22 protein-coding genes are annotated in these 24,074 nt (G+C 50.8%); 13 read left to right on the top strand and 9 right to left on the bottom strand.

Annotation, left to right across the window (positions count from 1 at the left end; translation table 11 throughout):
- Positions 1–82 precede the first annotated feature (82 nt).
- The gene (locus H6G45_RS01620) at positions 83–916 is read left to right on the top strand and encodes a phytoene/squalene synthase family protein (protein ID WP_338116518.1); all 834 of its coding nucleotides are present in this window, start codon (positions 83–85) and stop codon (positions 914–916) included.
- Here H6G45_RS01620 and H6G45_RS01625 read toward each other — a convergent pair.
- The 3 genes from H6G45_RS01625 to H6G45_RS01635 are packed head-to-tail and all read right to left on the bottom strand — an operon-like array spanning position 913 to position 4,082.
- Positions 913–1,800: a carbohydrate ABC transporter permease gene (locus H6G45_RS01625; RefSeq protein WP_190595958.1), complete on the bottom strand. Its 888-nt coding sequence runs from the start codon at positions 1,798–1,800 to the stop codon at positions 913–915. The genes H6G45_RS01620 and H6G45_RS01625 overlap by 4 nt on opposite strands.
- Positions 1,800–2,771 carry a sugar ABC transporter permease gene (locus H6G45_RS01630; protein ID WP_190595960.1) on the bottom strand — a complete coding sequence of 324 codons (972 nt, stop codon included), beginning with the start codon at positions 2,769–2,771 and terminating at the stop codon, positions 1,800–1,802. The genes H6G45_RS01625 and H6G45_RS01630 overlap by 1 nt, the downstream gene beginning before the upstream one ends.
- Positions 2,772–2,816: 45 nt before the next feature.
- On the bottom strand, positions 2,817–4,082 hold the full coding sequence (locus H6G45_RS01635) for an ABC transporter substrate-binding protein (protein ID WP_190595962.1): 1,266 nt from the start codon (positions 4,080–4,082) through the stop codon (positions 2,817–2,819).
- Between the two features lie 255 nt (positions 4,083–4,337).
- Here H6G45_RS01635 and H6G45_RS19760 point away from each other — a divergent pair, with 255 nt between their 5' ends.
- Both H6G45_RS19760 and H6G45_RS01640 read left to right on the top strand, forming a co-directional pair.
- A complete protein-coding gene (locus H6G45_RS19760; RefSeq protein WP_255512817.1) occupies positions 4,338–4,460 on the top strand; it encodes a hypothetical protein in 123 nt (40 codons plus the stop codon).
- A gap of 70 nt (positions 4,461–4,530) precedes the next feature.
- Positions 4,531–6,195 (top strand): MBL fold metallo-hydrolase, encoded by a 1,665-nt coding sequence (locus H6G45_RS01640; protein WP_190595964.1) that lies wholly within the window; start codon positions 4,531–4,533, stop codon positions 6,193–6,195.
- 146 nt (positions 6,196–6,341) lie between these two features.
- Here the strand turns inward: H6G45_RS01640 and H6G45_RS01645 are convergent, their stop codons facing one another.
- The 4 genes from H6G45_RS01645 to bchM form a co-directional block, all read right to left on the bottom strand.
- Positions 6,342–7,859, bottom strand: coding sequence for a UDP-N-acetylmuramoyl-L-alanyl-D-glutamate--2,6-diaminopimelate ligase (locus tag H6G45_RS01645; protein ID WP_190595966.1), 1,518 nt, complete (start codon positions 7,857–7,859; stop codon positions 6,342–6,344).
- Between the two features lie 124 nt (positions 7,860–7,983).
- Positions 7,984–8,670, bottom strand: coding sequence for a 7-cyano-7-deazaguanine synthase QueC (gene queC / locus H6G45_RS01650; protein ID WP_190595968.1), 687 nt, complete (start codon positions 8,668–8,670; stop codon positions 7,984–7,986).
- Between the two features lie 7 nt (positions 8,671–8,677).
- Positions 8,678–9,463: a 3-methyl-2-oxobutanoate hydroxymethyltransferase gene (gene panB, locus H6G45_RS01655; protein ID WP_190595970.1), complete on the bottom strand. Its 786-nt coding sequence runs from the start codon at positions 9,461–9,463 to the stop codon at positions 8,678–8,680.
- A gap of 5 nt (positions 9,464–9,468) precedes the next feature.
- Positions 9,469–10,161 (bottom strand): magnesium protoporphyrin IX methyltransferase, encoded by a 693-nt coding sequence (gene bchM, locus H6G45_RS01660; RefSeq protein ID WP_190595972.1) that lies wholly within the window; start codon positions 10,159–10,161, stop codon positions 9,469–9,471.
- 301 nt (positions 10,162–10,462) lie between these two features.
- On the opposite strand from bchM, the gene H6G45_RS01665 reads away from it, so the two are divergent.
- From H6G45_RS01665 to H6G45_RS01685, 5 genes are all read left to right on the top strand, one after another.
- Positions 10,463–10,768, top strand: coding sequence for an RNA-binding protein (locus H6G45_RS01665; RefSeq protein ID WP_010874035.1), 306 nt, complete (start codon positions 10,463–10,465; stop codon positions 10,766–10,768).
- A 285-nt stretch (positions 10,769–11,053) separates the two neighbouring features.
- On the top strand, positions 11,054–12,040 hold the full coding sequence (locus H6G45_RS01670; RefSeq protein WP_242017997.1) for a hypothetical protein: 987 nt from the start codon (positions 11,054–11,056) through the stop codon (positions 12,038–12,040).
- Positions 12,041–12,295: 255 nt separating this feature from the next.
- The gene (locus H6G45_RS01675) at positions 12,296–14,200 is read left to right on the top strand and encodes an NAD(P)H-quinone oxidoreductase subunit F (RefSeq protein WP_190595976.1); all 1,905 of its coding nucleotides are present in this window, start codon (positions 12,296–12,298) and stop codon (positions 14,198–14,200) included.
- A gap of 263 nt (positions 14,201–14,463) precedes the next feature.
- Positions 14,464–15,987 (top strand): NADH-quinone oxidoreductase subunit M, encoded by a 1,524-nt coding sequence (locus H6G45_RS01680; RefSeq protein ID WP_190595977.1) that lies wholly within the window; start codon positions 14,464–14,466, stop codon positions 15,985–15,987.
- Between the two features lie 53 nt (positions 15,988–16,040).
- Positions 16,041–16,490: an RpiB/LacA/LacB family sugar-phosphate isomerase gene (locus H6G45_RS01685; RefSeq protein ID WP_190595979.1), complete on the top strand. Its 450-nt coding sequence runs from the start codon at positions 16,041–16,043 to the stop codon at positions 16,488–16,490.
- Positions 16,491–16,524: 34 nt separating this feature from the next.
- On the opposite strand, the gene H6G45_RS01690 is transcribed toward H6G45_RS01685, so the two are convergent.
- The gene (locus H6G45_RS01690; protein WP_190595981.1) at positions 16,525–17,139 is read right to left on the bottom strand and encodes a hypothetical protein; all 615 of its coding nucleotides are present in this window, start codon (positions 17,137–17,139) and stop codon (positions 16,525–16,527) included.
- 205 nt (positions 17,140–17,344) lie between these two features.
- Entirely contained in the window at positions 17,345–18,604 is a 1,260-nt protein-coding gene (gene purD, locus H6G45_RS01695; RefSeq protein WP_190595983.1) for a phosphoribosylamine--glycine ligase, read from the bottom strand.
- A 112-nt stretch (positions 18,605–18,716) separates the two neighbouring features.
- Between purD and H6G45_RS01700 the strand changes: the two genes are divergently transcribed.
- The 5 genes from H6G45_RS01700 (at position 18,717) to tuf (ending at position 23,987) form a co-directional block, all read left to right on the top strand.
- Positions 18,717–19,352 (top strand): TIGR04282 family arsenosugar biosynthesis glycosyltransferase, encoded by a 636-nt coding sequence (locus H6G45_RS01700; RefSeq protein ID WP_190595985.1) that lies wholly within the window; start codon positions 18,717–18,719, stop codon positions 19,350–19,352.
- Positions 19,353–19,448: 96 nt separating this feature from the next.
- Positions 19,449–19,829: a 30S ribosomal protein S12 gene (gene rpsL, locus H6G45_RS01705; protein ID WP_010872944.1), complete on the top strand. Its 381-nt coding sequence runs from the start codon at positions 19,449–19,451 to the stop codon at positions 19,827–19,829.
- Between the two features lie 151 nt (positions 19,830–19,980).
- Positions 19,981–20,451 (top strand): 30S ribosomal protein S7, encoded by a 471-nt coding sequence (gene rpsG / locus H6G45_RS01710; protein WP_190595987.1) that lies wholly within the window; start codon positions 19,981–19,983, stop codon positions 20,449–20,451.
- Positions 20,452–20,652: 201 nt separating this feature from the next.
- Positions 20,653–22,728 carry an elongation factor G gene (gene fusA, locus H6G45_RS01715; RefSeq protein ID WP_190595989.1) on the top strand — a complete coding sequence of 692 codons (2,076 nt, stop codon included), beginning with the start codon at positions 20,653–20,655 and terminating at the stop codon, positions 22,726–22,728.
- A 59-nt stretch (positions 22,729–22,787) separates the two neighbouring features.
- On the top strand, positions 22,788–23,987 hold the full coding sequence (gene tuf / locus H6G45_RS01720; protein WP_010872941.1) for an elongation factor Tu: 1,200 nt from the start codon (positions 22,788–22,790) through the stop codon (positions 23,985–23,987).
- The last annotated feature ends 87 nt before the right edge of the window (positions 23,988–24,074 follow it).

Here is a 24,074-nt window from a genome sequence, read left to right on the forward strand (position 1 = left end):
AAACTTCCCCCATCCCCGCTGGAACCTATTGCCTAGCATTGCAGACCTGAATAGGTAAGTTGAGAGTCCGCTTAAATTTTTGGTGTCAGGAGTTGATCGCATGAGCCTACGTCGTAATGCCCTTAAGGTTTTGCAAGAAACCAGTCGGACATTCTACATTCCCATTAGCATTTTGCCTGATCAGCTTCTCGATGCAGTGGCCTCTGCCTACCTTTGTATGCGGGCGATCGATGAAGTGGAAGACCATCCCGACCTCGATGCTGAGACCAAAGCAAGAATTCTCAATCAGATTAGTCTCAATCTCCAGAGTGCAACGGAAAATTCCCACAGCGACGATTTTATCCGGGGTTTAGACCCCTATCGCAACCTTTTGCCGGAAGTAACTTTAAGGGTGGGGGAATGGGCCCTGCTGGCCCCCGAAAGCATTGCCCCCAGAGTGTGGGATGCCACGGCGGCCATGTCGGACCGGATGGCTTTTTGGGCAATCCACAACTGGCAAATCAAAACTGAAAACGAGTTAGACCAATACACTTTTAGTGTAGCGGGGGCGGTGGGTCTGCTGTTGTCCGATCTGTGGGCTTGGCACGATGGCACCCAAACGAACCGCTCCCATGCCATTGGTTTTGGTCGGGGGCTCCAGGCGGTAAACATTGTCCGCAACTACAAGGAAGACCAGCGCCGGGGGGTAAGCTTTTTTCCCCAGGGTTGGGAACTGGCCGATATGCATAAGTATGCTCGCTACAATTTGGCGTTGGCAGACCAATACACCAAATCTTTGCCCCATGGCCCAGCCCTCAATTTCTGTAAAATCCCCCTCACCCTGGCCTATGGGACCTTGGATGTGTTGGCCCTGGGTAAGGAAAAGCTCAGCCGCAGTGACGTGATGGCTCTGGTCAATCGGGTTATTGCCAGCTAGGATTTAACCGATCCCGCCAGAATGCCCCGCACAAAGTACCGTTGCAGACCAAAAAAGACCATGAGGGGCACAATCATGCTGATGAAAGCTCCAGCGGTTAACAAGTACCAATCCTGACCCCTGGAGCCGACTAAATTACTCAGTTGGATGGTAACCGGGGCCACATCGGCCGTGCCTCCCAAGTAAATCAAGGCAACCAATAAATCGTTCCAGACCCAGAGGAATTGAAACACGGCAAAGGAGGCGATCGCCGGCATGGAGAGGGGCACAATTAACTTGGTAAAGATTTTTAAATGGGAAGCACCATCCACCGCAGCCGCTTCAATTAGGTCCTTGGGGAGGGCGCCAATGTAGTTGCGTAACAGGTAAATGCCCAGGGGTAAACCATAGGCAGTGTGGGCTAGCCAAACCCCGAGGAAGGTACCCGCTAAGCCCAATTGGGCATAGACCCTTAAAACGGGAATGAGGGTGGTTTGTAAAGGTACCACCAGGAGACAGACCACCAAAATAAAGAGTAATTGTCGCCCAGGGAAAGTCATCCAAGCAAAGGCATAGGCGGCAAAGGTCGCAATGGCGATGGGAATCACCGTGGCGGGCACAGCAATGGTCAGACTGTTTAAAAAAGCTTCCCCCATGCCGGAGGATCGAAGTACGTCACTGTAGTTACCAAGATAAAACTGGGTCACCTCTAGGGGGTGCAAAAACACTGTCCACCAACCAGTGCTGAGCATATCTGCCCTGGGCCGCAGGGAGCTAATAAATAGACCCAAACTGGGCAATGTCCAGATGAAAGCAATGGTGAGAATAGTGATGTGAATGGGAAGTTTTTGCCAAAATTCTGATGGTTGATTGGTTTTATTCATTCTCTGGTTTTCTTTAGTCATTAACGTAATTTCTCCTGAGCTTTAAAACGACGAACATTGGTGATCATTACTGGCACAATTAACAACAATAAAATGACCGCAATGGTACTTCCCCGGCCAAAGTTACGATAATTAAACATTTCCTTAATCATCAAGCTGGCAATTACTTCAGTGCCTTGGTTTCCGCCGGTCATGACAAAAACAATGTCAAACACTTTCAACACTAAAATCACCATGGTAGTACTAACCACTAGCAGGGTAGAGCGGATCATCGGGATGGTAATGCGCCAAAAAATTTGCCAACTGTTAGCCCCATCAATCCTGGCCGCTTCAATGACATCGTCGGGAATGCCCTTTACGGCCGCCGATAAAATAACCATACAAAAGCCGGTGTAGAGCCAAATCATAATGGCAATGAGGGCAAAATTGTTCACCGACCGCTCTACTAGCCATCCCACTGGGGCAAAACCTAAGCTGGTCACAATAGCATTGAGCAGGCCTATCTGTTCAGTCCCTGCTGGCCTATAAGCATAGACAAATTTCCAGATGACGCTGGCCCCCACAAAGGAGATGGCCATGGGTAAGAAAATGATCGATTTGGCGATCGCCTCGTAGCGGACTTTATCCACCAGGACGGCAATAATTAGCCCTAAACTAACGCTGATGCCTGTAACTAGTACTAACCACAGTAAGTTATTGCGAAATGCCACCAACATGGTGTGATCGGTGAAGGCAAAAACGTAATTTTCTAGTCCGACAAAATTCTTGGAGCGCCCGTCAAAAAAACTAAGATAGATAGTCTCCAGGGTAGGCAAAACTAAATAGGCCGACAAAAATAGTAAAGCTGGGGTCACATAAACCCAAGGTAATATTCTTTTATTCCAGGGTTTGGGTAGGGCATTGATGGCATAGTTAGCAAGGTAAAACAGGCCGATTACGCCGCCACAACCAATGGCGATCGCCAACAGAACATTAACAATGCGATAAAACAAATTTCTCTTTTCCTCCAAATAACGACATTGAGATAACTACGGCCGCTAACGGGGCCAACTCCTTTCAATGGTGTTTAAAACTTGAGTACCGTCGGTGCCGCCAATGTAGTCCACCATGCCAGACCAAAACGTCCCCGTGCCCACCGCCCCTGGCATCATATCGGAAGCATCAAAACGAATCACCTCCGCATTGCCCAAAATTTCTGCCTGTTTACGGGTCAGGCGATCGGGATAGAGATTGAGATCAATATTTTTGTGGGGAGAAATATAAGCTCCCAACGTTGCAGCCACTTCATGGGGCTGAGGACTGGCCAAATATGCCATCAACTGTCTAGCTTCCGGTGTGTCGTTAAACATGGCAAAAATATCCCCTCCCACCAAAATAGGTAATCCGTAGGCTGGATCAATGGGGGGTAAGGGGAACACATCCACTTCTTCCGGGTTGAGGTCGGGAGGTAAAAAAGCGGTAATAAAATTGCCCTGGCGGTGCAGATAGCAATGGGGAGGATCGGTAAATAATCCTAAAATAGAGTCCCCAAAGGGGGTGCTCATGGCCCCCACCTTACCGCCGTAAATCATCTTTTCATTTTGGGCAATTTCCCCAAAGACGTTGAGCGCATTTTGCACCACGGGAGCATTGAAGGGGATTTGATGACTCACCCACTGGTCATAGGTGGCCGGGCTGGCGGTGCGTAACATGATATCTTCCACCCAATCAGTACCCACCCAACCGGTAGCATCTCCACTTTCAATGCCTAGGCACCAAGGGGTTTTTCCCTCGTCAACAATGCGTTGGCTCAGGGCCATCATTTCCTCCCAGGTACCAGGAACTTCATAACCATGGGCGGCAAATTGCTGGGGATTGAACCAAACCAAACTTTTTACCGAAGCTCGGTACCACACACCATAAACGGTGCCATCCACCGCCGCCAAATCTAACCAAGCCTGGTCATAGGCTTCGGTCATTTCTTCTGGGGTGAGAATTTTCTCCAGGGGAACCAATTTTCCTTCCCTGGCAAAATCCGCCATCAATCCCGGCTGGGGAAACATGGCTAAATCCGGAGCCCGACCGGAATCCACCCGGATGGGTAAGGTGGTGGCAAAGGTGTCGGTGCCTTCGTAAACCACTTCAATGCCAGTGGCTTCCGTAAAGGGTGCCAGGGCTTGTTCAATTTTTTCCTGTTGTTCGCCAATCATCACCCCAAGAATAGTCACCTGTTTCTTGTCTCCGTCTCCATTAAGCCCCGGCCCCTGGCAACTGGTGAGAACAATCAGGCTAATTATCAGAGTAGTGATTTTAAAAAATTTCATCGCAAAAACCGTAAAGCAACAACTCAATATCGATGCAGTCGATATCTTTGGTGTGGGAAAGTTCCACCTATACCATGCCTTGAAAACTGGTATGGGTCAAATTAGATAGATCTCTTTAACTAATTAGTCCGTTGTTAGGGGCGTTCAAAATCCCATTGCTCTGGTCTGGGAAAGAAATGGCCGGAAAATTCTGCTCCCCTTAGGGGAAACGAGTTACGATGGGGGCGACGTTTGCTTTGTTTCCGACATAATTCTATGGATGTCAAATTAATTTTGATTGGTCTAACAGCCTTGTTCACCCTGGCTTGTCTATTTTTCGGCACTAAGAATGGCTATTACGACACGGATAAATATGACGGCAATGGTTCGGCCCATTAGTCTCCCACCAGCCTTCCGCCGTTATTTTGACTGATTTTGCTTTGCCCCCAGGGCCGATCGCCAAGCTTCCATGACTTTTTCCGTGCCGACCCAGGGCAAGGCCTTTGCCAATATATCTTTTCTTCCCTATGGAGTGGGTCACCGGGATGGGGGGGTTTGTCTGGGATTACATCTGGGGCCCTACAGAATTCTGCTCGATTGTGGTTTAGAAGATTTAACGCCATTGCTGACGGCGGATCCGGGGACTGTGGATCTGGTTTTTTGCAGCCATGCCCACGGAGACCATGCCCTGGGATTGTGGCAATTTCATCAACGGTTTCCCCACATTCCCGTTCTGGCCAGTGACGTTACCCAAAAGTTACTACCCCTGAATTGGCCCGGTGAGACGGTGCCCCCCTTTTGTCGGGTTTTACCATGGCGATCGCCCCAGGAAGTTTTGCCTGGTCTGACAGTGGAATTGTTGCCAGCGGGACATTTGCCAGGGGCGGCCCTAATTTTGCTGGAATACCATAACGGCGATCGCCTTTACCGGGTGATTTATACCGGGGATTATTGCCTTTCCCATCTCCAGTTGGTGGATGGTTTAGTTTTAACTACCCTGCGGGGTCTAAAACCGGATGTGCTGATCCTAGAAGGACAGTATGGCAACCGCCGCCTTCCCCACCGTCGTCAACAGGAAAAACAGTTTATCCAGGCGATCGAAACGGTACTAGCCAAGGGGAGAAATATTCTCCTGCCAGTGCCCCCTTTGGGGTTAGCCCAGGAAATTCTCAAGTTACTACGGACTCACCATCAATTCACCGGACGTCAAGTTAACCTTTGGGCTGGGGAATCCGTGGCCAGGGGCTGTGACGCTTACCAAAAAATCATTGACTATCTCCCCGATAATGTCCGCAATTTTGCTCAACACCAACCCCTGTTTTGGGACGATAAGGTTTATCCCCATCTGCGTCCCCTCAACGATGGCCAGGGCAATTTGGCCCTATTGACTCCATCCATAGTAGTCACCTCAACTTGGCCCGCTTTTTGGCCAAGCCCCGCGGCCCTACCGGGACTTTGGACAGTGTTTGTGCCCCAGCTGGTAACCTTACCCACTTGTTTAGTGGACTTTGCCTGGGAAGATTTGGAAGGGTTTCCCCAATACGAACTGGAAGATTATCTGTTGGCAGACCACAGTGATGGCCGCAACACCACCCAGTTAATCCATAATCTCCGTCCCCAACATTTAGTGTTTGTCCATGGGCAACCTTCAGATATTGAAGACCTCACCAGCTTAGAAGAACTCCAAAGCCGTTACCAACTCCATTCCCCCGCCGCTGGCAATGCGGTGGCCCTGCCCATTGGCGATCGATTTGTGCAACCGACTCCCCCGCCGCCCCAAATTTATGAGGGGGAAATCCACGAATTAGAACCCAATAAGCAGATCCATCACCTGGGGGAAGTGGTCATCCATTTAGATGGGCAAATTCTGGAAAATTCCCGTTGGGGCAAATTTGGCGAAACTGGCATTGTGCAAGCCCGTTGGCAGGGAGAGGAACTGGTATTAAGGGGGATTAGTCAAAGGGAACTGCTCAAACAAAATCAAACCAGAAAACGTCCAGTAGATTTCGATTGCTGTGCTAATTGCCGGCATTTTCAGCATCACCATTGTCGTAATCCCGCTTCCCCCCTCATGGGGTTAGATGTCAGGGCCGATGGTCACTGCCCTGTGTTTGAGTCAGCAACAAACACTTGACTCCTTGCAGGGGATTTTAAACGTCCCCCGGTTCTTCCAAGTTTGGCGGAAACAAAGAGAAAGGTACTCCAGAAGTACTAAACCTTTAGTGGGTTCATTGAAGGAGCAAGCTGAAACTTAGCCAACCGGTTCTTAGTGGGGACATGCTAGCTGTAACGCAAAATCAACGCTTCCCTGGCCTGTTCTCGGTCATCAAAGTGGATTTTTTCCGTGCCGAGGATTTGATAATCTTCATGGCCCTTGCCGGCAATTAACACCCCGTCCCCCGGTTTTGCTTCCCGGATCGCTTTATGGATGGCAGTGGCCCGATCGCCAATGATCCAGGGTTTGATTTCTAGACTAATACCCTGTACCACGTCGGCCAAAATTTGTTCGGGGTCTTCGGTACGGGGATTATCGGAAGTGACCACCGCTAAGTCCGCCAACTGGGCCGCAATATTACCCATCAAAGGACGTTTAGTACGGTCCCGATCTCCGCCACAGCCGAACACACAGATCAGACGACCAGGAATAAACGGGCGGGCGGCCTTAAGGGCATTTTCCAAACTGTCGGGGGTGTGGGCATAGTCCACCATCACAGAAATATCTTGATCAGGACGGATTTTCACCTGCTCCATGCGCCCCGGTACCCCGGGAAAATCTAATAAATCCTTCACCATGGCGGCCGGATCTAGCCCGAAGTGGAGGCCACTGGCGATCGCCGCTAGGACATTGGCCAGGTTAAATTGCCCCACTAGGGGAGACTGGAATGGTAATTCTCCCTGGGGCGTAACCAGAATGCCTTGGACGCCGGTGGGTTGATAGTCCAAATCCTTGGTGTAAAAGTCCGCACTGCTGTCAGTGACGCTGTAGGTGTAAACCTGAGCCGACGGTAGGCGATCGATTAACTTTTGGCCATACACGTCATCTTTATTAATTACTGCTCGCCCCTTCAGATATTGCCCCTCAAACAACAGGGCCTTGGCGGCAAAATAGTTTTCCATGGTGCCGTGGAAGTCCAAATGATCCTGGGTGAGATTAGTGAACACAGCACAGGCAAAACCACATTGCAAAACCCGCCCCTGGGCCAAGGCATGGGAACTGACTTCCATCACTGCGTATTGATTGCCTGCCTGGAGAGCTTCGGCTAATTGTCTCTGTAAATCCGTTGCAAAGGGAGTGGTGTGGGTGGCGGTCTTTTGATAACCGGGCCAACGGGTGTAGAGGGTTCCCAGTAAGGCACTGGCCCGTTGTTGTTGATTGAGGAAATATTCAATTAAATGACTAGTGGTGGTTTTGCCATTGGTACCCGTTACCCCTACCAGTTGCAAAGTTCGGGCGGGATGGTGGTAAAAGGACGCCGCAATGCCAGCACACACCGGCACTAAATCCGGCACGGCAATGATGCATTCTCCATTTTGGGGAGGAAATTTTTGCAACGCCTTCTCACTGACCACTGCGGCGATCGCCCCCGCTCCCAGGGCCCCAGACCAAAACTCTCCTCCATCAACCCTGGTGCCCGGCATCCCAATGAACAAAGTGCCAGGGGGACAGGCATGGGAATTGGTGGATAAACCCGTCACCATTTCCCCCAGGGCAGGGTAACGATCCGGTTCCTGGGCTAACCAAGGGGCGGCGGCCACCACCTCTGGAACCGATGCCAATAACTGCCCTAACTTAACCATGGTTGTTTTTCCCCAATCAAATCTGCCGTCAATGAAGGTCAATATACCCGAGATGTTCCAACTGCGGTTAGCTGCTGTTGTACTGGTTTTTCAACTGTTTAGGACAGCCCCTGCCATGGCGTGGTTAGCGACGACCACGACCCTGGGCACTGGCCAGTTCGGGGTGCCCCGCTTCAATTAAGGCTTGATCTCTGAGACGACAGGAATCACAGCGGCCACAGGGTTCTTCTCCCCCGGCGTAGCAGGACCAAGTTTGGGCAATGGGTACCCCCAACTCTAGGGCTTTATGGACGATGTCAACTTTGCTCAATTCAATGAGGGGGGCCAGCAATTGAATGGGACGCCCTTCCACCCCCACTTTGGAAGATAGGGCTGCCAATTGTTGATAGGTTGCTAAATATTCAGGGCGGCAGTCAGGATAGCCAGAATAGTCGATGGCATTGATGCCCAAAAATACCGCTTCGGCGCCCTTGGCTTCGGCCAGGGATAAACCCAGGGCTATGAACACAGTGTTACGCCCTGGTACATAGGTGGAAGGAATAATATCTGGCTCTACCCCTGCCTGGGGCAAGGTTTGTTGGCGATCGGTCAAGGAAGATCCCCCCCATTGGGCCAGGTCGAGGTTAACGCTGAAATACTCTGGAATCGCCAGGGCTAGGACAATGTCTTGCGCCGCCTGCAATTCCCGGTCATGGCGTTGGCCATAGTTGAAGGACAGGGCAATGACTCGATACCCTTGCCGTTGGGCGATCGCCGCTACGGTGGCGGAATCTAGCCCTCCGGATAGTAAAACAACAGCAGTTTTGGTCATGGATTTTTCAGTGGTTAAGCCGGGGAAATTGTCTTTGCCGTACTTCCCCACTGAATTTATGCACTGTTTCCGTAATCGTATGTCGTAAATTCATGTAGGCCGGAGCAAAGGGGGGTTGTTTGACTGTCAAGCCGAGTAAATCCGCCGTCACTAACACCTGGCCGTCACAGTGGGGTCCTGCGCCGATGCCAATGGTGGGAATGGGCAACTGCTCAGTAATACTGGCCGCCAGATCACCAGGAATATGTTCTAAAACAATGGCAAATACACCGGCTTCTGCTAGGGCGATCGCCTGTTGGCGAATTTTCTCCGCCGTGGCCGGGTCTTGTCCCTGTTGCCGATAACCCAACTGATGCACCGATTGGGGCGTTACGCCCACATGACCCATTACGGGAATGCCCACTTCCGTTAGTCGAGCCACCGTTTCCACCATGCGGGGGTAGCCCCCTTCTAATTTCACTGCCTGGGCACCGGTTTCTCGCAAAATCCTTCCCGCGGATCCCATGGCCTGGGCCGGACTCTCCTGATAGGTCAAAAAAGGCAGGTCACAGACCACCAATGCTCTTTGTACTCCCCTTTTTACCGCCGCTGTGTGGTGAATCATGGTATCTAAACTCACCGGCAGAGTGGTGTCGTAGCCCAGGGCCACCATGCCAAGGGAATCCCCCACCAGGATAATTTCCACCCCCGCCGCATCTAGCACTGAGGCGATCGCCGTATCCCAGGCCGTGAGGGCCACAATGGGCCGTTGTTGACGCTTCCAATCCAACAATTGGGTAGGGGTAATGGCCATGGGAACTAGGAGCGCACCGCCTCTAAAATGCGGGAATAGTAGAAACGGGTACTGGTCATGCCAGTGCGGGCAATGGAAAAGCCGTTTTTTTCGAGGATGGAACGGATATCCGCTTCTTTGTGTTGATAGGCCCTGGTGGTCTTACTGGGACCGGGGAACAGTCCGCCAATCTTTTTCAGCACAGTTAAGCCCAGGGTTTTCGGCGCAAAGCTTAAAATCAAACGGCGATCGGCCAAGGAAGCCAAATGGGTAATCATGGCGGCCGCTTCCTGGGTTGGGTAATGAATTAATACATCTAAACAAATCACTGTGTCATATTTGCCCCCCAACTGAGCCAAATCCTGGGTCATAAAAGTCGGTTGATTGCCATAGGGCAAAACTTGCTGGGCCTTTTGTTGGGCTTCTCCGACCATTTTTTCGGAAATATCACTGCCATAGACCAATGCTCCCGCTTGGGCCAGGGGAATACTCAGGCTACCGACCCCACAACCCGCATCACAGACCAATAGGCCTGCCAAATTCCCGTCCGCCCCTAGCCAGGCCACCACTGAATCAACGGTTTGTTGATGACCCACCCGGATGTCTTTTTGCACAAAGTTAACTTGTCCGTCGCCATAGATCCGGCGCCAACGGTCAAAGCCGGTGGAATTAAAATAGTCACGAACGATGGTTTTATCGTCTAGGGCGGCGTTGGTCATGGAAAGCTAAGCTCGAAAATTTAAATAAGTGAAGGTTGTTATAAGCTAAGGGCACGAGCCGTCTAAGCAATGGTACCATTCTTTTCTGGTCAGTCTGGGGGGACGAATTTGCCTGGTTCCGTGTCAGGAATTCCAGACCCAAAATCACCGGCCGAGGGGACAACGTGTTACTATGCTCCCATAGAGTAATGATCGGTTGGTAGCATTTGTTTCTAGTATTAACGGTTTTTCGCGTTTTTCCATTGACAGGCATTTCTCCGAAATCACCCTCTACATATCCCTCAGTTTTTGGAGAAATTCCATGTCAATTTATGTAGGCAACCTGTCCTATGATGTTTCAGAAGCCGATTTAACCGCGGTTTTTGCTGAATATGGTTCTGTAAAGCGGGTTCAGCTCCCCACCGACCGGGAAACCGGCCGCATGCGGGGTTTCGGGTTCGTCGAGCTCGAAGCTGACGCTGAAGAGACGGCCGCCATTGAAGCCCTAGACGGCGCAGAATGGATGGGTCGTGACCTCAAAGTCAATAAAGCCAAGCCCCGGGAAAATCGCAGTGGCGGTGGTTCCTTTGGTGGTGGTCGCAAAAGCTACGGTGGTAGCCGCTACTAGGGCCTAGTTTTTCATTCACCATAGTTTCATTCCATTGATGAAGTTATCTTGAATTGCCCACATTTTCAGTGGGAAATCAGGTTAAATCCTGTTCTCACTGTGACTTAAATTAATTCAACCTAGGGGTTCTTGCCATCTGGCCGGGACCCTTTAGTTTTTTTGGTTGCAAGGGGATTTTTGCTTGACTTTGTCATCCCTCCGCCCCTTGCCTTGGGGGTAATTGTCACTCATACTAATTCAGACACTGGATCCAGTGTTTACCGAGCGTCCAAGATTGTTAACACTATGCAACCCACCCCCCCCAAGCCGCCTAAAAAAACTCCCGAAACTGATCCTTTAGAAACGAATGCGGCCGTGGCAGACGGTCTAATTCCCGAAGCCCCAGCTAATACGACCCTAGATACCACCGCCCAGAACTATTACCAGGCGATCGGGTGGTTGCGGGGAGTGGTACGGAAGGGGGAAGAACGATATTACGTACAGATCCGGGATGCTAGTTTTACCCTATATTTACCCCGTCGAGCCATTGCGGTGGCAGCGGCCCTGGAAGGAAAACTAGCTTGGATCAAGTGTTATCCCCAGTCCAAGGGAGAAGGGTTGAGCTTTAAGGTGGTCTGGATGGGCACGGAACAACATGAGAAAAGCGATCCTGGTATTTTTGTTTTGCGGGGAGTTTGGCAATTTATTCCCCAATGTCGCCGCCCCGTTTTTAGTGTCTATCGCAACGAGCTGAAGAGTTATGAAAATCGTCCTAACAATCAGCATTTGCCCTTAATTTGGAGCGACCAACCCCCCTACCGTTTTCGCAAAGATTCGGAGGAGCGACCCAAGTTTTATCAGATTTTGGCTCGCTTGATTCCCCAAAGAAATTGTTTTGGCTTTGTGGAACAGATTGCCGATCCAGTGGAACAAACCCCCCGCCGGGTTAAGAAAACTCCTTTCAATCCCGACAGTTCTGAGAAAAAGTCTGAGCACGGCCCCAAAGAGGAGAAACAGGAGAATGGCCAAAAGTCCCCAGAGAACTTAGACCAAGGGGAAACTGAGCAATTACTGGCAGAGGATCCTATCACTGACAATGGCGATCGCCAACCGCCTTCTGTGCCAGTCTCTTTAGTAGAAGAATCCTCCAACCTGCCAACGGAAACGGTAGTTGAATCGGAGTCATCCCCGGAGTCAGAAGCGAAAAAAACGACTTCCACGGGTAAGCCCAAAACCACAAAAACGACTAAGAGTACTAAGTCTAAAGGAAAAACCACGCCACCAGAGGTCTAGGAGTTCCTGCTTCTTTGGGTTGGAGAAAACTGAAATGGGGTCCAGGGCTGGGCCCTTGATAGTTTATAGTGACCGACTAATGCTCTACAACGCTAATGTTTATCTGCATGGCTAAACGAGCAGATTAAAAGCGGCACTGCACTAGCAACGGCGATCGCCAAAATGAGAATTGAGGCGACGATAGCGTAAAATCTGATCACAAATTGCCTATTTTCTGCGAACCCTAGGCGAAAATTCCTCGCAATCCCAAGCTCAATGTCCGATTTTCTTTTACAAAGTAGTTGGTTTATTCCTTTTTATGGTCTGATTGGGTCAATCCTTACCCTGCCCTGGTCATTTCGATTGATTAAACAAACGGGGCCGCGACCGGCGGCCTACTTTAACGTTTTTATGACCTTGGTTTCCGCCCTCCATGGCATGGTAGCCCTCTCAGCAATTTGGCAAAGACCAAGCGAACAAATTGTTTTCCATTGGCTCCAGGTGGCGGATTTGGACCTCATCTTGGCGGTGGAGATTTCCCCAGTTAGCCTAGGGGCCCTGTCGGTGGTGACGGGCATCAGTTTTTTGGTGCAGATTTTTGGTCTGGGCTACATGGAGAAGGATTGGTCCTTGGCCAGATTTTACGGACTATTGGGCTTTTTTGAGGCGGCACTGGGGGGTATTGCCCTGAGTGACTCCCTATTTTTAAGCTATGGCTTGTTGGAAATGTTGACCCTTTCCACCTATCTCCTGGTGGGTTTTTGGTACGCCCAGCCCTTGGTGGTCACAGCGGCCCGGGATGCTTTTTTAACCAAACGGGTGGGGGATATTATTCTCCTCATGGGGGTGGTGGCTCTCTCTAGCTATGGCCAGGGTTTGACTTTTTCTCAGTTGGATAACTGGGCCAACACAGTACCAGTGACCGGCATCACCGCTACTTTACTGGGACTATCTTTAATTGCTGGGCCCACTGGTAAATGCGCCCAATTTCCTCTCAATCTTTGGTTAGATGAAGCCATGGAGGGCCCTAATCCGGCGGGCATTATGCGTAATTCGGTGGTGGTGTCGGCCGGCGCCTATGTACTAATTAAATTACAGCCGGTGTTCACCCTCTCCCCGATCGCCTCGAAGACCTTGATTGTATTGGGCACCTTAACTGTGGTGATGACCTCGTTGATTGCCATTGCCCAGATTGACATTAAACGAACCCTTTCCCATTCCACCAGTGTTTACCTAGGGCTAGTGTTTATTGCGGTGGGTTTGGGGCAGGTGGACATTGCCTTTTTGTTACTGTTCACCCACGCGATCGCCAAAGCTTTGTTATTTATGAGCATCGGCTCGATTATCTTTACCACCAGCGGTCAAAACATTACTGAAATGGGGGGATTATGGAACCGTATGCCCGTGACCACAACGTCCTTTGTGGTGGGTTCTGCAGGATTATTGGCGGTTTTTCCCCTGGGCATGTTTTGGACCTGGCAAAAATGGTTTAGCGGCGATTGGTCCGTAAGCTGGTCCCTGTTGGCTTTATTGATCTTTGTTAACCTCTTTTCCGCCCTTAATTTAACCAGGGTGTTTCGGTTGGTCTTCCTGGGTAAACCCCAACCCAAAACCCGCCGGGCGCCGGAAGTGCCCTGGCCCATGGCCGTACCCATGGTGAGCTTGATCATTATGACCCTGCTGATCCCTATTGCCCCCCTACAGTGGCCTTTTTGGTTATCCCCCGCTTCCCCGATGGGTTTAATCGGCCCGGTTACCCAATGGGCCATGCCCTTACTGATCGGAGCTGGCATTATTGGCATTTTGTTGGGGAGTTTATTGCCCCTGCGTCGTAACCTGTCCCGTTCTAGTCAACTGCCAGTGCGGTTCCTGCAGGATTTGTTTGCCTACGACGTGTACCTAGACAAAATCTATGGCGCTACGGTGGTGGCGGCGGTGGCGGCGATCGCCAAAGTCAGCACTTGGTTTGATCGTTATGTGATTGACGGCATAGTAAACCTAGTTAGTTTGGTGACTATTTTCAGCGGTAGTGCCCTCAAATATAATGTCACCGGGCAGTCACAATTTTATCTGCTCACCATTTTGGTGGGGGTAGCCCTGCTAATCTGGTTTTCCCTCGGCGGTCAATGGACGGCGATCGGGCAATTTTGGGCCAGTTGGCTATCGTTAATTTCGCCTTGATCACGAAATAAAGTTGATTAATGTTACTTGAGTTAATTTTAGTCAACCTAAATGGGATTACTGTCGATCTATTTGACCACTTTAATTGAACAATTTTTAATTAAATTTTTGATCAAAAAATGTCTGACCAGTCTCTCTCTACTAGACCAGGAAATTTCCCTAACCAGGAATATAGGGACAAGATTGGGCGCACAATTTAAGACTTTTTCTCCGATATTTTTAGCTAACTACAATTTAACCAACTTTATTAACCCCATACTTCTATGCTCAGTGCTCTCATCTGGGGCCCCATCCTCGGAGCCGTCCTGATTGCGATTATCCCCAACCCTGGCAATGATTGTTACTCCCGCAAAATTGCCCTGGGAATAATGACTGCGGTGGCCGCCATTAGCGTGGTGTTGGCTTGGCAGTTTGACCTCAGCAATCCCCAGATGCAGTTTGTTGAATATCACTCCTGGTTGCCTAGTTTGGGTCTGAATTACCACCTGGGGGTGGACGGATTATCCCTGCCCCTGTTATTACTAAACAGCAGTTTGGTTTTGATTGCTATTTTTAGTACCAATCTCAACCTAGAAAGACCAAGGTTTTACTATGCTTTGTTATTACTGCTCAGCGGTGGGGTAGCCGGTGCATTTTTAGCCCAGGATTTGCTCCTATTTTTCCTCTTTTTTGAGTTGGAAATTATTCCTCTCTATTTTCTCATTGCCATTTGGGGAGGGCAGCGGCGGGGTTATGCCGCTATGAAGTTTTTACTTTACACTGCTCTATCTGGCTTTTTAGTGCTAGTGTCCTTTCTCGGCTGGTTTTGGCTGACTAAAGCGCCTAATTTTGACTATGACCCCAGCTTGGCCGATGCCCTGCCGATAAAAACCCAAATGTTGTTATTGCTGCCCCTACTGGTTGGTTTGGGCATTAAAATTCCCATTTTTCCTTTCCACACCTGGCTGCCGGATGCCCACGTGGAAGCTTCTACGCCCGTTTCTGTATTGTTGGCAGGGGTTTTACTAAAACTGGGTACCTACGGTTTACTGCGTTTTGGGTTGGGATTGTATCTAGAAGCTTGGGTGGAATTTGCGCCCTATTTAGCGACCCTAGCGGCCATCAGCGCCCTCTATGGGGCTTCCTGTGCGATCGCCCAAAAAGATATGAAAAAAGTGGTGGCCTATTCTTCCATTGCCCACATGGGTTATATTCTGCTGGCCGCCGCCGCCACTACCCGCCTGAGTGTGACCGCAGCCTCAGCCCAGATGGTCAGCCATGGCATCATTTCCGCCCTACTGTTTCTATTAGTGGGGGTGGTGTATAAAAAGACCGGCAGTCGGGACGTGGACAAGTTACAAGGACTATTGACTCCAGAACGGGGCTTGCCCATCACCGGCAGTTTGATGATTCTCGGTGTGATGGCCAGCGCTGGTATTCCAGGCATGGTGGGCTTTATTGCTGAATTTTTAGTATTCCGGGGCAGTTTTCCGATTTTTCCGGTCCAAACCCTACTGTGTTTGATCGGCAGTGGTTTAACGGCGGTTTATTTCCTTTTAATGATTAACCGGGTTTTCTTTGGCCGTCTGACCATGGAACTGTCCCATTTACCCAAGGTGCGTTGGCAGGAACAAGTTCCGGCGATCGCCTTGGCGGTGGTTATCATTGTTTTGGGTATTCAGCCCCATTGGTTAACCCAGTGGAGTGAGCCCCAAACGGCGGTTTTGCTGACGGGACACCCGGATTTGGTCAGTCTGCCGGCCCCGCCCCGCATCGAAATTGAAGTTAAGGAATTGGGGGAAGTGTAAAGCTTCAGCAAAGCAAGATAAATTTAACCGTCATCATCACTTCGTAACCAAAGATGAAAATTGCCGTTGCTAGCGATGAAAAGTGTCACCTCACCGATGTTGTCATAGAGCATCTACAGGATTTAGGCCATGAGCTGATGCTCTTTGGCCCCTTGGCCGGGGAGATTATGCCCTGGCCGTTGGTCGCCCAACAATTAGCGGAAGTAGTGGCTGATCAAACTGTGGAGGAAGGCATATTATTTTGTTGGACGGGGACAGGGGCCTCCATTGCTGCTAATAAGGTGCCAGGTATCAGGGCGGCCCTAGTCCGGGATGCAGAAACTGCGAGGGGAGCCCGTTGGTGGAACGATGCCAATGTTTTAGTAATGAGTTTACGGGCCACTTCCCCGGCGATCGCCAAGGAAATTTTGACTGCTTGGTTCACCGCCGAGGTCAAACCGGAAGAAATGCCCTGTATTCAACTGGTCACGGCGATCGAGGAAAAATATTCTGCCCAGACTTAATCCAAGCCAGGATTTCATCGTTCCCAAGCTAGGGTTAATTAACCACTGGAGCAGTGGGGGCCGCATTGGAGCCGGTGGGAGTGGGGCCTTCAAACGGGGAAGCCACAAAACCCAACTCATAGAGTTGCTGGTAGGATTTTCTGCCTAAATCCGTAGTGGGGTTCTGGGAACGGATAATTTGTAGTAATAGGGGCACTGCCAAAGCCGCTTCGTTGTTCGCCCGATGTACTAACGCTAAACGATAGGTGGCTTCGTCCCGCAATTGACCGGTTTCCAGGGCAGCAATTCTTTGTTCCTCAAAAATGACTGTGTTAATGCCGGAAAAACTATTAGCCAGTTGTAGATGGAAATTAGACAGTTGGTTGAAAATCTTGCGGGCTTCCTGGAGTTTACCCAGGGCCACGGTGTACTGATTAAGATTAATGGCATCGTTGGCTTCATTCATCAAGCGACGGCCGGCGGCAATGCTTAACACACTGCCTTCTTGGTTGAGGGGGCGGAACTCCCTAGAATTCTCTGGGCCACTGCCTTCAATGATCACCTCCTCCACCTCCATGACTCCCTGCCCCTGGGCTGACGGAGTTAAACTAGAGGCCAAGGCTAGGCCACAGAGAGTTAAAGCCAATGGGTGCACAAGACGTTGAAACATAGGAAGTCGGGGAAGGGCAAATTGAGGACGGCAGTTCAAGCCAAACTGCAACGTATATTAACATTCCCGGTTGATCTCTTTAGGGTGCCATTGGGTTACTTTTGCCATTGCCAAGGCAACTTGTTTTTTCCTATCTGACCTCCCGGGGAAAATTTGTTTTGCGCCAACCTATTCTCTCGAAAGAATTCCTTTCCCCTACTCCAGATCAAAGAGCTTTGTGGCCAATGTCCCGTCGGTAATACATGCCATCAAAAGTAATTTGTTCTACTCCCCGGTAAACAGTGGCGATCGCCGTGGATAAATCTTCTCCCAGGGCCGTGACCCCCAATACCCGACCACCATTGGTGAGAACTTTGCCTTCCTTTAATTCTGTACCAGCGTGGAATACGGTGACATCTTGGGCCTTAGCCTCAGCCAAACCACCAATTTCATCGCCTTTGCGGTAACTACCGGGATAATCCCCAGCGGCCACCACCACACAAACCGCACTACCGGCATGCCATTGCAGCGGCTCCAACTGGCCTAGGGTTTGGTCCACACAGGCCATTAAAACTTTTTCCAAGGGAGTGGCGAGGAGGGGCAACACCGCTTGGGTTTCAGGATCACCGAAACGACAGTTATATTCCAATACTTTAATCTCCCCGGTGGGGCTAACCATTAAGCCAGCGTATAACACCCCCCGGTAATCAATACCCCGCTTAGCCAAAGCCTTAGCCGTGGGTTGTAAAATTCGCTTTTGCACCTGGTCTATGACCGCTGGGGGCGCAATGGGAGCAGGACAGTAGGCCCCCATGCCACCGGTATTGAGCCCTTGATCCCCTTCCCCAATGCGTTTGTGGTCCTGGGCTGGCAGCAGGGGAATTACGGTTTTACCGTCACACAGGGCTAGCACGGAAACTTCTTCCCCCGGCAAAAATTCCTCCACCACAATTTTGGCAAAGCCCTGATCAAATAATTCGGCGATCGCCGTGGTTGCTTCGGCCAAAGTTTGGGCCACAATCACCCCTTTACCCGCCGCCAAACCATCAGCTTTCACCACTATGGGGGCTCCCATCTTGGTGGCATAGGCCTGGGCTGGTTCTGGATTGGTAAAAGTTTCCCCAAAGGCGGTGGGAACCCCCGCTTCGACCAATAACTGTTTCGTCCAGGATTTGCTCGCTTCCAGTTCCGCCCCAGCTTTGGTGGGACCAAAAACTTTTATGCCCAACGCTTGCAGTTGATCCGTTAACCCCAGGGTGAGGGGCAATTCCGGCCCCACTACTACTAGGTCAATTTTTTCCGTTTGGCAAAATTCGCAGATTTCCGCCAGTTGATCCACGGCGATCGCCACATTGACGGTTTTGGGTAACCCGGCCGTGCCACCATTTCCAGGTAAGCAATAGCAATGGCTCACTTCCGGCGATCGAACCAACGACCAAGCCAGAGTATGTTCCCGTCCACCGCTACCAATAACTGCCACCTTCATGGAGCCTAACCTCTATAACCGCTGGAAAAATGATGATAATTTAGCCGTTTTTAAGATTAACAGAATGGCCGGAGTTGACTAGAGTTATTTATCTGCGCCCCCCAAACTTTCCATGGCTGAACAACATTTACTCATCTTTACCCGTTGGCCGGAACCGGGAAAAACTAAAACTCGCCTCATTCCCGCCCTCGGCCCTGGGGGAGCGGCTCAGTTACAGCAACAACTGACGGAATACACTGTCCACACCGCTAATATTTTCCGCCAGCAAACCTTAATCAAATCCCAGGTGACTATTTTTTACACCGGCGGCCCTGAGCCCCAAATGAAGCAATGGTTAGGGAATGATTTAACTTACCAATCCCAAAGCTCCGGGGATTTAGGCGATCGCCTGCAAAAATCCTGTCAGTGGGCCCTTGGGCAGGGCAGCCAAAAAGTGGTGATTATCGGCATTGATTGTCCCGGTGTGACTCCAGAATTGCTCCAAACTGCATTCACCGCCTTGGATAATTGCTCGGTGGTGTTGGGGCCCGCCCTGGATGGCGGTTATTATCTTATTGGTTTAAATAAGTTCAACCCTGCCTATTTTGAGCAAATCGATTGGGGCACCGAGAGGGTTTATCAACAGACCCTAGCCAAAATTGTCCAGAACGGCGATCGTCCTTACAATCTGCCTGCCCTACCGGACATAGACCACCCCACGGACTTACAATATCTGCCCACCGCTTTCACCGACACAACCCCAACTTAGGTTGACAGTGCTAAATGGGCAACGGTATGATGAAAATTTGTCGATGATTTTCTTATTTATTAGGAGAACGATCCTAATTCCCACTATATTTAACACATGCCAACTATCCAGCAGCTAATTCGTAGCGAACGCTCGAAGGTACAGAAGAAAACTAAATCCCCTGCCCTCAAGCAATGCCCCCAACGGCGGGGAGTCTGCACCAGGGTTTACACCACCACCCCCAAAAAGCCCAACTCCGCCCTGCGGAAAGTGGCCAGGGTACGTCTTACCTCTGGGTTTGAGGTGACTGCCTACATCCCCGGCATTGGCCATAACCTGCAGGAGCACTCCGTCGTCCTGATCCGGGGCGGTCGGGTGAAAGACCTGCCTGGGGTTCGCTACCATATTGTGCGGGGGACGCTGGATGCCACCGGAGTTAAAGACCGGAAACAGGGTCGCTCCAAATACGGCACCAAACGGGAAAAAGCGAAGAAATAACTTTCTCAACTTTCCATTAGGCTAACTTCCCTTGTCTGGTGAAAGTGTAGCCAGTTTTACAACTCTCCCTTACTTTCGGCGGCCTAGCCTGAGAAGTTTGGCAGTGACCACAACCTTTAATGATTATCTAGAGCAAAAAGAGTAAAAAGTTATGTCTCGTCGCGGCAACGTCAAAAAGCGCCCTGTCCCCCCGGATCCCGTTTACAACAGCACTCTGCTGAGCATGACCATCCGTCGGGTAATGCGCTCCGGTAAAAAATCCTTGGCTTCTAGCATTGTTTACAATGCCTTGACCTCCGTTGGTGAAAAAACCGGCGAAGATCCCTTGGAAGTATTTGAAAAGGCGATCAAAAACCTGACTCCCCTGGTAGAAGTTAAAGCCCGTCGGGTTGGGGGTGCCACCTACCAAGTGCCCATGGAAGTTCGCCCCGCCCGGGGGACTGCTCTGGCCTTGCGCTGGTTAGTGCATTTTTCCCGTGCTCGAGGTGGTCGCACCATGGAAAGCAAATTGGCTAACGAAATTATGGATGCCGCCAATGAAACCGGCGCCGCCATCAAAAAGCGGGAAGAAACCCACCGCATGGCCGAGGCCAACAAAGCCTTTGCCCATTACCGCTACTAGGCAAAACATCATCACCACAGGTTTGGGGTTGAGTTGCCCCCACACCTCCCTGGGCTAGTTTTCAGGAAAAATTCCCCCCTAGATTTAGTTGCAAGTCTAGAAAGGTCGGGGAAAACGTATAGAATTGTTAATGGCCTCCCATTTCCCCTTGGGGAAGAGAGAGCTTGTTTGTGGTCGAACCCCCGGTTAGGAGTAAACTTCATGGCTCGCACAGTGCCCCTAGAACGAATACGTAACATTGGTATCGCCGCCCACATTGATGCGGGTAAGACCACCACGACGGAACGGATTCTGTTCTACTCTGGCGTGGTCCACAAAATCGGTGAGGTTCATGAAGGTACGGCGGTGACGGACTGGATGGCCCAGGAAAGGGAAAGGGGCATCACCATCACAGCCGCAGCTATTAGTACCGATTGGTTGGGGCACCACATTAATATCATCGACACTCCAGGGCACGTGGATTTCACCATTGAGGTGGAACGCTCCATGCGAGTACTGGACGGAGTAATTGCTGTATTTTGTTCCGTGGGGGGAGTGCAACCCCAATCGGAAACGGTGTGGCGTCAGGCGGAACGGTACCATGTGCCCCGCATTGCCTTTATCAATAAAATGGACCGCACCGGTGCTAATTTTTTCCGGGTCTGTCAACAAATTAGCGATCGCCTGCGGGCTAATGCAGTGCCCATTCAAATTCCCATTGGTAGTGAAGCGGAGTTTGAAGGCATCGTGGATTTGGTGCGGATGAAGGCCTATTTGTACAAAAACGATTTGGGCACGGACATCCAAGAAGTTCCCATCCCTGCTGCAGTGCAAGATAAAGCAGAAGAATATCGCTTGCGCTTGGTGGAATCGGTGGCGGAAGCAGATGATGCCCTGATGGAAAAGTATTTAGAAGGGGAAGAGTTGACCGCCGATGAGTTGGTGGCTGGTCTACGACGGGGCACCATTGCCGGCACCATGGTACCAGTGCTCTGCGGCTCCGCGTTTAAAAATAAAGGGGTCCAGCTTTTACTCGATGCCGTGGTGGATTATCTCCCCTCCCCCCTGGAAGTACCGGCGATCGAGGGACATTTACCCGATGGGGAAGTGGCTGCTAGGCCAGCGGACGATGAAGCTCCCCTGTCGGCCTTGGCTTTTAAGGTAATGGCAGATCAGTTTGGTCGGCTTACCTTTGTGCGGGTTTATTCCGGTGTGTTGTCCAAGGGCAGTTACGTGCTCAATTCCACCAAAGAGAAGAAAGAGCGCATTTCCCGCCTAATCATACTCAAAGCCGATGAGCGCATCGAGGTAGATCAGCTTAACGCCGGCGATCTGGGGGCAGTGCTGGGGCTCAAGGATACTCTCACCGGGGACACCCTTTGTGATGACCAAGAACCAATTATTTTAGAGTCCCTGTTTATTCCCCAGCCGGTCATTTCCGTGGCGGTGGAACCAAAAACCAAACAGGATATGGACAAGCTTTCCAAGGCTTTGCAGTCTCTATCTGAAGAGGATCCCACCTTCCGGGTCAGCGTCGATCCAGAAACCAATCAAACGGTGATCGCCGGCATGGGAGAATTGCATTTAGAAATTCTGGTGGACCGAATGCTGCGGGAATTTAAGGTGGAGGCCAATGTGGGGGCTCCCCAGGTAGCTTATCGGGAAACCATTCGTAAGGCGGTGCAGGCTGAAGGTAAATTCATTCGCCAGAGTGGGGGCAAAGGCCAATATGGCCATGTGGTCATTGAGGTGGAGCCCACCGAGCCGGGGACGGGCTTTGAATTTGTCTCTAAGATCGTCGGTGGTATCATTCCGAAGGAATACATTGCCCCGTCGGAACAGGGGATGAAGGAAGCCTGTGCTTCGGGGGTGTTGGCGGGCTACCCGGTCATTGACCTCAAAGCCACCTTGGTGGATGGGTCTTTCCATGATGTGGACTCATCGGAGATGGCCTTCAAGATTGCTGGTTCCATGGCAATCCGGGAGGCTGTTAACCAGGCTGACCCTGTGCTCCTGGAGCCGGTCATGAAAGTCGAGATTGAAGTTCCTGATGACTTCATGGGCAACGTGATCGGTGACCTCAATGCCCGTCGGGGCCACATTGAGGGCCAGGAAACGGAGCAGGGCATAGCCAAAGTGGCCGCTAGTGTCCCATTAGCGGAAATGTTTGGTTATGCGACCGATATCCGGTCAAAAACCCAAGGCCGGGGTATTTTTTCGATGGAATTTAGCCATTATGCAGAAGTACCCCGTAATGTTGCCGAGGCGATCGTCGCCAAAAGCAGAGGGTATGCCTAACCCGGCGGTTCTCCTAGGACTGCAATCTGTGTAGAAACAATCAAAGGAATTATTTATTCATGGCACGCGCAAAATTTGAACGGACGAAAGACCACGTAAACATTGGCACCATTGGTCACGTTGACCACGGTAAAACCACCCTAACGGCGGCGATCACCATGACCTTGGCGGAATTGGGTGGTGCCAAAGCCCGGAAATATGAAGATATTGATGCGGCTCCTGAGGAAAAAGCCCGGGGTATTACCATCAATACCGCCCACGTTGAGTATGAAACCGATAGTCGTCACTATGCCCACGTAGACTGTCCTGGTCACGCTGACTATGTGAAAAACATGATCACCGGTGCCGCCCAGATGGACGGTGCGATTCTGGTGGTTTCCGCCGCTGATGGTCCCATGCCCCAAACCCGGGAGCACATTCTCTTGGCTAAGCAGGTAGGGGTTCCCAAACTGGTGGTCTTTTTGAACAAAAAAGACATGGTGGACGACGAAGAACTCTTAGAACTGGTGGAATTGGAAGTTCGTGAGTTGCTCAGCGACTACGATTTCCCCGGTGATGACATTCCCATCGTGGCTGGTTCTGCCCTCAAGGCGATCGAAGGCGAAAAAGAATACAAAGATGCAATCCTTGAGCTGATGAAAGCTGTGGATGATTACATCGACACCCCTGAGCGGGAAGTGGATAAACCCTTCTTGATGGCTGTAGAAGACGTATTCTCCATCACTGGTCGTGGTACCGTTGCCACCGGTCGGATTGAACGGGGTAAAGTTAAAGTTGGCGAAGAAATTTCCATCGTCGGCATTAAAGATACTCGTAAAGCCACCGTTACCGGTGTGGAAATGTTCCAGAAAACCCTTGAAGAAGGGATGGCTGGGGACAACGTCGGTCTGCTTCTCCGGGGTATTCAAAAAGAAGATATCGAACGGGGTATGGTTTTGGCCAAGCCCGGTTCCATCACTCCCCACACCGAATTTGAAGGGGAAGTTTATGTGCTCAAGAAAGAAGAAGGCGGTCGCCACACTCCTTTCTTTGCCAACTACCGCCCCCAGTTCTATGTGCGGACAACGGACGTAACGGGTACCATCAAGAGCTACACCGCTGATGATGGTAGTGCTGTGGAAATGGTTATGCCTGGCGATCGTATTAAAATGACCGTTGAGCTGATCAATCCCATCGCCATTGAACAAGGGATGCGTTTTGCTATCCGTGAAGGTGGTCGTACCATCGGTGCCGGTGTTGTTTCTAAGATTTTGAAGTAGTCCTTAGAACAACATTAATGATGTAGTTGGTGTTGGGTTGGTTACGGTAAGTTTTTTCTGACTGGGCCAGCCCCGCTGACTACTCAA

Origin of the sequence: Synechocystis sp. FACHB-383 (genome assembly GCF_014698605.1) — a bacterium.
GTDB classification, from domain to species: Bacteria; Cyanobacteriota; Cyanobacteriia; order Cyanobacteriales; family Microcystaceae; genus Synechocystis; species Synechocystis salina.